This is a genomic window from Cupriavidus sp. WS (assembly GCF_000395345.1).
GTDB lineage: Bacteria > Pseudomonadota > Gammaproteobacteria > Burkholderiales > Burkholderiaceae > Cupriavidus > Cupriavidus basilensis_B.
Window position 1 is genome coordinate 1 of sequence record NZ_AQPL01000066.1, and the last position, 10,041, is coordinate 10,041.

A 10,041-nucleotide genomic window follows, 5' to 3' on the forward strand; every position below is an offset into this window, starting at 1 on the left:
GCACCGCCTCCACCCGGCGCGGGCCCGCCCGCGCTCCACCACAGAGACCGACAAAGACCGATGGCCGCCGATCCAGCACATATCGAGGCGCTGCTGCGCGCAGCCCTTGCCCCCACCAGCGTCGCCGTGCGCGACGACAGCGCGCAGCACGCCGGCCACGCCGGCGCGGCCTCCGGCGGCGGCCACTACCACGTGACCATCGTCAGCGGGCGTTTTGCCGGCAGCAGCCGCGTGGCGCGCCATCGCATGGTGTATGATGCGCTGCGCGAACTGTTCCCCACGCAAATCCACGCGCTAGCCGTTACCGCGCTGACCGACCAAGAACTTGAATCCCGCGAATCCTCCCGCGATTCCTCGAGCAACTCTCAGACCTGATTCCATGAAGACCACCGTCCTCTCGTTCAGCCTGGCGGCTGTGCTTGCCGCTGGCAGCTTGCCCGCCCTGGCCCAGAACGCCGCCGTCGTGAATGGCAAGGCGATCCCCTCGGCGAAGCTGGACAAGCTCATCGCCGGCACCGGCCAGCCGGCCAGCCCGGAACTGCGCGACCGTGCCCGCACCATGCTGATCGACCGCGAGCTGCTGCTGCAGGAAGCCAACAAGCGCGGCCTGACCCAGCGCGACGACCTGCAGGAACAACTGGAACAGGCCAAGCTCAACGTGCTGGCCGGCGCGGTGTTCGAGGACTACGTCAAGACCCACGGCGCCAGCGACGAAGAACTGCGCAAGCAGTACGAAAAGATCAAGTCGCAGTTCGGCAGCGGCAAGGAATACCACGCCCGCCACATCCTGGTCGAGAAGGAAGCCGACGCGCGCGCCATCATCGCCAAGATCAAGGCCGGCGCCAAGTTCGAGGACATGGCCAAGGCCTCGTCCAAGGACCCGGGCTCGGCGGCCAACGGCGGCGACCTGGACTGGGCCAACAGCAGCAGCTACGTGCCCGAGTTCTCGGCCGCGATGACCGCGCTGCAGAAGGGCCAGATGACCGACACCCCGGTCAAGACCCAGTTCGGCTGGCACATCATCCAGCTCGACGACGTGCGCGACGCCAAGGTGCCCACGTTCGACGAAGTCAAGCCGCAGCTCACGCAGATGCTGATGGGCGACCAGAACTGGCAGCGCGAGCAGTTCCAGGCCATGATGAAGTCGCTGAAGGAAAAGGCGAAGATCCAGTAAGGATCGCGCCTCGCGCGCAGCACAAAGAAACGGCGCCACTGGCGCCGTTTTCCGTTCCGGCGCCCGCGCGTCAGCCCGCGCCCATCGTCCCCAGGTAGCCCGACACGGCATTGCGCAGCCTGCGCCGCAGCCGCGCGAAATCCACCGCCGCGCCCTCGTCGATGCAGGCGTGGGCGATCAGGCCGTACACGATGGCCTGCAGCGTCACCGCCGCCTCCTCCGCCACCTCGGCGCATGGCGCGTCCGCGGCGCCCGCCAGCGCGCGGCGCCACACCGCGACGAAGCGCCCGTACATCTTCCGGTAGGCCGCGCGCCCCGAGTAGTGCCGCTCCAGCAGGTAGACCGGCCCCCAGCGCTCGGGCGTCTCGCGGTGATGGTCCACGTTGACCGCGACCAGCGCGTCCACGATCGCCGCCAGCGGCGCGCCGCGATGCCCGGCCAGGCAGGCGTCCATCGCCAGCACGATGCGCTTGGCGCGCAGGTGCAGGCAGACCCGCGCCAGCTCCTCCTTGCTGCCGAAGTATTCGTAGAACGTGCCCAGCCCCACGCCGGCCAGGTCGACGATGGCGCGGATGGTCACCTGGGCGTAGTCCTGCCCGGCCAAAAGCCGAACAAAGGCTTCCTGGATGGCCAGCGAGGTCTGCCACGAGCGTGACTGCACGGGCCTGCGGCGCGGCTTGGGCGGGTCTTTGCGCGGTAGGTTCATGGGGTTCCGAAAGCCGAACATGAGGGCCGGGCGTTGTCCCTAGAATGGTCTCCAACGCAGCCGGGCGCGGGCGCGCCAGGCGCCGCGCGGAAAAAACCAAGGAGACAGCTTGCCATGAACTGGACCACCCACGCCATCACCAACCAGGTGCCGGAGCTCAAGGACTACGACCTCTACGCCAGCGATCCCGGCCTGCGCCGCGCCGTGGAGCGCGCCGGCGCGGGCTGGAGCGAGGCCGAGCTCGCGCGCCAGGGCGCGCTGCTGGGCGCGGAAGACACCATCCGCCACGCCGAGGACGCCAACCGCCACCACCCCGAGCTGCACACGCATTCGCGCGCCGGCGAGCGCATCGACCAGGTGCGCTTCCATCCGGGCTGGCACGCGATCATGGCCATCGCGCGCGCCAGCGGGCTGGCCAACCTGCCGTTCGCCGACACGCGCCCCTCGGCCTGGACCGCCTACGCCGCCTCGCTCTACATGCACAGCCAGATCGAATCCGGCTCGCTGTGCCCGACCAACATGACGCAGGCCTGCATTCCGGTGCTGCGCAAGGAGCCGGCGCTGTTCGCGCAACTCGGCGACAAGCTGCTCGCGCGCGGCTACGATCCGCGCGACATCCCGCTCGGAGACAAGCCGTCGATCAACGTGGGCATGGGCATGACCGAGAAGCAAGGCGGCTCCGACGTGCGCACCAACACCACGCGCGCGCTGCCCGCGCGCGGCGAGGGGCGCGGCGCCGAATACCTGATCACCGGGCACAAGTGGTTCTTCTCGTCGCCGATGTCGGATGCCCACCTCGTGCTGGCCAATACCGAAGCCGGCTCGTCGTGCTTCTTCGTGCCGCGCTGGCGGCCCGACGGCAGCAAGAACCCGGTCGAGATCCAGCGCCTGAAGGACAAGGTCGGCAACCGCTCCAACTCGAGCAGCGAGGTGGAATTCCGCGATGCGTGGGGCATCATGGTGGGCGAGGAAGGCCGCGGCATTCCGACCATCCTGGAGATGGCCACCTACAGCCGCCTGAACTGCGCGCTGTCCAGCGCCGGCTTCATGCGCCAGGCCTTCGTGCAGGCGCTGCACTACGCGCGCCATCGCAGCGCCTTCGGCAGGCCGCTGGCGCGCCAGCCGCTGATGGTCCGCCTGCTGGCCGACATGGCGCTGGAGGCCGAGGCGGCGATGCTGCTGGCGATGGACCTGGCCACCGCGTTCGAAGCCACCGACGACCCCGCCCGGCTGGCCTGGCGCCGCATCCTCACGCCGGCCTCGAAGTTCTGGATCTGCAAGCGCGCGGTGGAGCTGACCGGCGAGGCGATGGAGGTGTTCGGCGGCAACGGCTACGTCGAGGACGGCCCGATGGGACGCCTGTTCCGCGATGCGCCGGTCAACTCGATCTGGGAAGGCTCGGGCAACGTGATGTGCCTGGACGTGCTGCGCGCCATCGGCCGCAACCCGGACGACTACCTGCGCGTGCTGGAGCAGATGAGCGCGATGGGCGCCGGCGAGCCGCGCATCGAGGCCAGCGTGGCCGCGCTGCGCGAGGCGCTGCGCCTGCCGGCGGAAGAACAGCAGGCCGAGGCGCGCCGCACCACCACCCGGCTGGTGCTGACCGCCCAGGCCTGCCTGATGCTCCGGCACGCCGGCGCGGCCAGCGCGCAGGCCTTCCTGGCCAGCCGCTTCGACCCCGAATGGGGCGCGGTGATGGGCATCAGCGCGGGCGCGGCAGACGCCGCGCGCATCGTCGCGGCGGCGTGGCCGGACTGACGGCGGCGGCCAGGGCGGGCGCGGCGCGCACGGCGGGCGGACGCGGCCTCAGGCCGAGGCCACCGCGCACAGCTCCAGCAGCTGCTCGTCGCGGAAGCCCCATTGCGCCGGGTCCTCGAAGCTGACGATGGTGTCCTCGGTGTCGCGCAGGTCCATCTCTTCCGGGCCGATGTGCGCGGCCTCGCTCACCGAGTAGAACAGCTTGACGCGCGGATGCAGCGGGTCGTTGTCGTTCTGCGCGCAGACCACGCCCAGCCGGCCCGAGCGCATGCGCAGCACCGTGCCCAGCGGGTAGATGCCGATCGAGCGCGTGAAGGCCTGGAACACGGTGCGGTCGAACAGGGTGTCCACCCGCACCGCCATGTATTCGAGCGCCCGCGCCGGCGTCCACGCCTGGTGGCCGGGCCGGTTGGAGGTCAGCGCGTCGTAGGTGTCGCATACCCCGGCGATCTTCGCGTGCACGCTGATCTCGCTGGCGCGCAGGCCGAACGGATAACCGCGCCCGTCGATGCGCTCGTGATGGTGGATGCAGACGTCCAGCGGGATGTTGCGGTAGAGCCTGGCCTCGTTGAGGATGCGGTAGCCCATCGAGGGGTGGCGCTGCACGACCTCCATCTCCGCCGTGGTCAGCGGGCCGTCCCGGTGCAGGACGTGGGTGGGAATGGCGACCTTGCCGATGTCGTGCACCAGCCCCGCCAGGCCGAGCTGCTGCACCTCGCCGGCGTCCAGCCCGAGCGTGCGCCCGAGCGCGATCATCAGCGCGCAGACGGCGAACGAATGCAGGTAGGTGTAGTCGTCGCGCACCTTGAGCCGCGCCAGCGCGATCAGCGCCTGCGAATGGCGGGTCAGCGAATTGGAGACCGAGTCCACCAGCAGCAGCGCGCCCTCCACTTCCAGCGCGCGGCCCATGCGCGCGTCGGTAAACATCGAGCCCACCACCGCCTTGCCGTTGCGCATCACGTCGCGCGCCAGCACCAGCTCCACCTCCAGCGGCACGCCCGACTGCGGCACCGCGCCCGGCGGCTCGTCGGCCACCGGGTTGACGGTCAGCGAGCCGGTCGCCGCCGACGGCGGCGGCACGCTCTTGCCCTTGAGCAGGTCGATCCACACTTCCTCGACCTTGGAGGCGATCATCTGGTCGATCTGCTCCTGGCTCGTCACCGGGAAGCGCGAACGCCAGAAAGGATGCTCCAGCCACGGCCCGCCCACCCTGGCGACGAACATGCCGACTTGAAGCTGTTGAGTCTTGATGCGTTTCAGCATGCCAGCTCTCCGGGTGAAGGGTAAATGGGGGCGTGGCCGCTTAACGGCGGCGCGCCGGAAAACTTTAGGGGCGGCAAGACCCAAAGCCGCCCCCTTGTCAACCGCGCACCCCGAATATCCGCCCCTGCGCCTCAGGCATTCGGCCCTGGCGGGGGCCGCAAAGCTACAATACGCGGCCACCTGTTCGCCCGTCACACCATGTCCAGAACGTACACGCTTGTCGGTATCGCGCGCGCCAAGGCCGAGCGCCGCGAGGTCCTCGGCGCCAGGCTCGACGCGCTGCGCACGCGCGGCGCCAAGGAGCCGGGCTGCCTGCGCTACCACGTGGGCGAGGACGCCGAGGATGCCGAGGTGTTCGTGCTCTACATGGAGTGGAATTCCCGCCATGCGCTGGAATCGCACCTGAACAGCGAATACGTGCGCGACTTCCACGCCAGCCGGCAGGATTTCCTCGAGGGCGACCTCCAGCTGCGCTGGCTGAACGCGGCCTAGGCGCGCCGCCGCGGCCTTTGCCGCGGGGCGCGGGCTGCGATTATGTCGGCTACGACTATATCGGCCGCGAGATTGCGCCGGCCTCGGTCATTTCCCGCCCTCCTTCAGGCGCCGCCACAAGGTCGTGGCGCTGATCCCCAGCAGATGGCAGGCTTCGGCGCGGTTGCCGCCGCATTGCGCCAGCACGTGGCGGATATGCCCGGCCTGGCTGGCGCGCGCCACGCCGGCGAGCGACTGGCTGCCCGGCGCCGGCGGCGCCCCGTCCGGCGCGGCCGCCTCGGCCACGCCGAACAGCTCCGGCGCGGCCGCCTGCAGCTCTTCCAGCAGGTCGCGCGGCGCCAGCGTGCGGCCCACCACCAGCACCGCGATGCGCTCGGTCACGTTCTCCAGCTCGCGGATATTGCCCGGCCACGCATAACCCGACAGCCGCTCGCGCACCGCCTGCGGCAGCGGCTGCGGCCGGGCCTGGCCCAGGCGCTCCTGGGCGCGCCGGTACAGCAGCTCGGCCAGCTCGGGCAGGTCGCCGGCGCGCTCGCGCAGCGGCGGCATTTCGATGCGCAGGATGTTGAGGCGGTAATACAGGTCCTGGCGGAAGCTGCCCTGCCGCACCAGCTCGCCCAGGTCGCGGTGCGTGGCGGCGATCACGCGCACGTTGACCGGCACCGCGTCGAGCCCGCCGATCGGCAGCACCTGCTTTTCCTGCAGCACGCGCAGCAGGCGGGTCTGCAGCGCCGGCGGCATGTCGCCCACCTCGTCGAGGAACAGCGTGCCGTTGTGGGCCGACTCGAACAGGCCGGCCTTGCCGCCGCGGCGCGCGCCGGTGAAGGCGCCCTCCTCGTAGCCGAACAGCTCGCTTTCCAGCAGGCTTTCCGGGAACGCCGCGCAATTGACGGCAACGAACGGGAACACCCGGCGCGGGCTGGCGTCGTGCATGCCCTGCGCCAGCACTTCCTTGCCGGTGCCGCTCTCGCCGCCCACCAGCACGGTGGAATCCACCGCGGCATAACGCCGCGCCAGCTCGCGCAGGTTGTGCATGACGGGCGAGGCGCCGGCGAGGTCGTCCAGGCTGTAGCGCACCCCGGCCGGCCGCGCGCGGCTGCGCGAGCGCAGGTTGCGGTCCACGCGGTGGATGGCGTTGGCGTCCTGCAGCGTCAGCACCGCGCCGGTGGTGCCGGCGTCGGTGACGATGGGGATGCGGTTGACCACCACCATCTTGTCGCCGAGCTTGTGGATGGCCTCGAGCTCCTTGCTGCCGCTCTGCATCACGTGGTCCAGCGCCAGCGCGGGCGCCAGCGCCTGCAGCTTGCGCCCCAGCGCGGCCGGCGGCGCGATGCCGAGAAAGCGCTCCATCGCCGGGTTGTAGGTCTGGATGCGCCCTTCCGCGTCCACCGCCGCCACGCCCTCGTTGAGATGCGCGAGGATGGTGTTGACGTAGTCGCGCCGGCCGGACTCGATGCGCCGCAGCCGGGCCGCCTCGATCACGTCCTCCAGCGCGCCGCGCACCGACACGCCCGAGTACAGGAACACGCCGATCAGGCCGATGCGGTCGGCCAGGTCCGTCACCAGCCCCGGCCCCACCACCACCCGCACGCCCTCCTGCTTGAGCGCCTTCACGCGCGCCGCGGCGTCGTCCTCGGTCAGGTAGGTGTAGGCCGGGATCGACAGCGAGAAGGTGCGCACGAACTCGTCCACCTCGGGATAGGTCGCGGCGTGCGTGACCAGCGCCACGCGCGGCGAGATGCGGCGCGCGGTCGACAGCGCGCTCATCACGTCGAAGCCCGTCACCTTGACCAGCACCACCGGCACGTCCACGTGCTGGCGCAGGTAGGCGCCGTTGGAGCCGCCCGCCACCACGGCGTCGAGCCGGCCCTCGCGCGCCTCGCGCGCGATCGCGCTGGCGGCCGCGGCGAAACCCTTGCCGACGATGCGGAAGTCCGCCTGCGCGGCGTAGCCGGGAATCAGGTCGGCGAACGCGCGCGACAGGCGGCTGATGCCGACCGCCCAGATGCGCGGGCGCGCGGTGCCGGCGGCGGGCGGGTTGACGGGCGCGGCGAGGACGGTACTCATGGACGGCGGAAATCCGGCGGAAACACTGGTGAAGGAAAACGGCGCGGGAAAGCAGCAAGAACGCGGCGGGCGGACTAATCTTGGAATTGTGCGCGCGGCCGGCGTGCATTTCAATATTGAAATGCAATGATTTCACTATTGAAATGCAACGGAGATAGCGCCCGCATCACAATCACCGCGCAGGATGCCCGCCATGCGCCGCCAGGTCAGGCGGATCAAGGGCTGGCCGCCGTGCGCCGGAGCCGGGGCCGGCGCGGCGCGCGGCAGCGATCCGCCTGGCACACCCCTTGCGCTGGGTATCCGTCCACTTCACAAGCGAAGATCATGACCTTTTCGACTTCCGACCTCGCCCGCTCCGCCGGCGCCCGCTTCCGCCAGGCCCTGGCCGACGAACACCCGCTGCAGGTGGTCGGCACCATCAACGCCAACCACGCCCTGCTGGCCAAGCGCGCCGGCTACCGCGCGATCTACCTGTCGGGCGGCGGCGTGGCCGCCGGCTCGCTGGGCCTGCCCGACCTGGGCATCTCCAACCTCGACGACGTCCTGACCGACATCCGCCGCATCACCGACGTGTGCGACGTGCCGCTGCTGGTCGACGTCGACACCGGCTTCGGCGCCTCGGCCTTCAACGTGGCGCGCACCACCCGCTCGCTGATCAAGTTCGGCGCCGGCGCCATGCACATCGAGGACCAGGTCGGCGCCAAGCGCTGCGGCCACCGCCCGGGCAAGGAAATCGTCTCGCAGGGCGAGATGGTCGACCGCATCAAGGCCGCCGTGGACGCGCGCACCGACGAGCACTTCGTCATCATGGCGCGCACCGACGCCCTCGCCGTGGAAGGCCTGGACAAGGCCATCGAGCGCGCCGTGGCCTGCGTGGAAGCCGGCGCCGACGCGATCTTCCCGGAAGCCATGACCGACCTCGGCATGTACCGCAAGTTCGTCGACGCGGTGAAGGTGCCGGTGCTGGCCAACATCACCGAATTCGGCGCCACCCCGCTGTTCACCACCGAAGAGCTCGGCGGCACCGGCGTGGCGATGGTGCTGTACCCGCTGTCGGCCTTCCGCGCCATGAACAAGGCCGCCGAGAACGTCTACGCGGCGATCCGCCGCGACGGCACGCAGAAGAACGTGGTCGACACCATGCAGACGCGCGCCGAACTCTATGAGAGCATCGGCTACCACGCCTTCGAGCAGAAGCTCGACGCGCTGTTCGCGCAAGGCAAGTCCAAGTAAGCCGCGCGGGCCGCCCCCGCGGCGCGCGCACCGCGTGCGCGCCGCCACGGCCGGCGCCGGCAACGTCAGCAACGTCAGCAACGTCAATACGCAGTCAGTCAGCACACGGCATTCCCCAAGGAGACCTCCAACATGTCCGAAGCGCAACCGCTCGCCACCCCGAAACCGAAGAAATCCGTCGCCCTGTCGGGCGTGGCCGCCGGCAACACCGCGCTGTGCACGGTCGGCCGCACCGGCAACGACCTGCATTACCGCGGCTACGACATCCTCGACATCGCCGAGACCTGCGAATTCGAGGAAATCGCCCACCTGCTGGTGCACGGCAAGCTCCCCACCCGCGCCGAACTGGCCGCCTACAAGGCCAAGCTCAAGGCCTTGCGCGGCCTGCCCGCCAACGTCAAGGCCGCCCTCGAATGGGTGCCCGCCAGCGCCCACCCGATGGACGTGATGCGCACCGGCGTGTCCGTGCTCGGCACCGTGCTGCCCGAGAAGGACGACCACAACACCCCGGGCGCGCGCGACATCGCCGACCGCCTCATGGCCAGCCTCGGCTCCATGCTGCTGTACTGGTACCACTACAGCCAGAACGGCCGCCGCATCGAGGTCGAGACCGACGACGACTCCATCGGCGCCCACTTCCTGCACCTGCTGCACGGCCAGAAGCCCTCGGCGCTGTGGGAGCGCGCCATGCAGACCTCGCTCAACCTGTACGCCGAGCACGAGTTCAACGCCTCGACCTTCACCGCGCGCGTGATCGCCGGCACCGGCTCGGACATGTACTCGTCGATCGCCGGCGCCATCGGCGCGCTGCGCGGCCCCAAGCACGGCGGCGCCAACGAGGTGGCCTTCGAGATCCAGAAGCGCTACGACAACCCGGCCGAGGCCGAGGCCGACATCAAGCGCCGCGTGGAGAACAAGGAAGTGGTGATCGGCTTCGGCCACCCGGTGTACACCACGGGCGACCCGCGCAACCAGGTCATCAAGGACGTGGCCAAGCGCCTGTCGAAGGACGCCGGCTCGCTGAAGATGTTCGACATCGCCGAGCGGCTGGAGACGGTCATGTGGGACGCCAAGAAGATGTTCCCGAACCTGGACTGGTTCAGCGCGGTGAGCTACCACATGATGGGCGTGCCCACGGCCATGTTCACGCCGCTGTTCGTGATCGCGCGCACCTCGGGCTGGGCCGCGCACATCATCGAGCAGCGCATCGACAACAAGATCATCCGCCCCAGCGCCAACTACACCGGGCCGGAGAACCTGAAGTTCGTGCCGATCAAGGACCGCAAGTAATACCGGCCCTCCGGCCTGCTCCCGGGACCGCGCGCAGCGCGGCCCGCGGGAGCGGGGG

The 10,041-nt window shown here is 70.1% G+C and carries 10 protein-coding genes; 7 read left to right on the forward strand and 3 right to left on the reverse strand.

Features of this window, described 5'->3' with window-relative positions; genetic code table 11:
* Positions 1-60: 60 nt before the first annotated feature.
* On the forward strand, positions 61-375 hold the full coding sequence (locus tag K206_RS0106580) for a BolA family transcriptional regulator (protein ID WP_020201619.1): 315 nt from the start codon (positions 61-63) through the stop codon (positions 373-375).
* Positions 376-379: 4 nt separating this feature from the next.
* The gene (locus K206_RS0106585) at positions 380-1,174 is read left to right on the forward strand and encodes a peptidylprolyl isomerase (RefSeq protein ID WP_020201620.1); all 795 of its coding nucleotides are present in this window, start codon (positions 380-382) and stop codon (positions 1,172-1,174) included.
* Between the two features lie 70 nt (positions 1,175-1,244).
* Here the strand turns inward: K206_RS0106585 and K206_RS0106590 are convergent, their stop codons facing one another.
* The gene (locus K206_RS0106590; RefSeq protein ID WP_231401569.1) at positions 1,245-1,880 is read right to left on the reverse strand and encodes a TetR/AcrR family transcriptional regulator; all 636 of its coding nucleotides are present in this window, start codon (positions 1,878-1,880) and stop codon (positions 1,245-1,247) included.
* Positions 1,881-1,994: 114 nt separating this feature from the next.
* Here K206_RS0106590 and K206_RS0106595 point away from each other — a divergent pair, with 114 nt between their 5' ends.
* Complete coding sequence (locus tag K206_RS0106595) at positions 1,995-3,638, forward strand: acyl-CoA dehydrogenase family protein (protein WP_020201622.1); 1,644 nt, start codon at positions 1,995-1,997, stop codon at positions 3,636-3,638.
* 48 nt (positions 3,639-3,686) lie between these two features.
* Here K206_RS0106595 and K206_RS0106600 read toward each other — a convergent pair whose 3' ends face one another.
* Positions 3,687-4,901 carry an HD-GYP domain-containing protein gene (locus K206_RS0106600; RefSeq protein ID WP_020201623.1) on the reverse strand — a complete coding sequence of 405 codons (1,215 nt, stop codon included), beginning with the start codon at positions 4,899-4,901 and terminating at the stop codon, positions 3,687-3,689.
* Between the two features lie 198 nt (positions 4,902-5,099).
* On the opposite strand from K206_RS0106600, the gene K206_RS0106605 reads away from it, so the two are divergent.
* Entirely contained in the window at positions 5,100-5,393 is a 294-nt protein-coding gene (locus K206_RS0106605; protein WP_020201624.1) for a putative quinol monooxygenase, read from the forward strand.
* 87 nt (positions 5,394-5,480) lie between these two features.
* On the opposite strand, the gene prpR is transcribed toward K206_RS0106605, so the two are convergent.
* On the reverse strand, positions 5,481-7,460 hold the full coding sequence (gene prpR / locus K206_RS0106610) for a propionate catabolism operon regulatory protein PrpR (protein ID WP_020201625.1): 1,980 nt from the start codon (positions 7,458-7,460) through the stop codon (positions 5,481-5,483).
* Here prpR and K206_RS44615 point away from each other — a divergent pair.
* The 3 genes from K206_RS44615 to prpC all read left to right on the forward strand — a co-directional run bounded on the left by K206_RS44615 (position 7,459) and on the right by prpC (position 9,983).
* Complete coding sequence (locus tag K206_RS44615) at positions 7,459-7,590, forward strand: hypothetical protein (RefSeq protein WP_255359631.1); 132 nt, start codon at positions 7,459-7,461, stop codon at positions 7,588-7,590. The genes prpR and K206_RS44615 overlap by 2 nt on opposite strands.
* Positions 7,591-7,784: 194 nt before the next feature.
* On the forward strand, positions 7,785-8,693 hold the full coding sequence (gene prpB / locus K206_RS0106615) for a methylisocitrate lyase (protein WP_020201626.1): 909 nt from the start codon (positions 7,785-7,787) through the stop codon (positions 8,691-8,693).
* Between the two features lie 132 nt (positions 8,694-8,825).
* A complete protein-coding gene (prpC, locus tag K206_RS0106620) occupies positions 8,826-9,983 on the forward strand; it encodes a 2-methylcitrate synthase (protein WP_020201627.1) in 1,158 nt (385 codons plus the stop codon).
* The last annotated feature ends 58 nt before the right edge of the window (positions 9,984-10,041 follow it).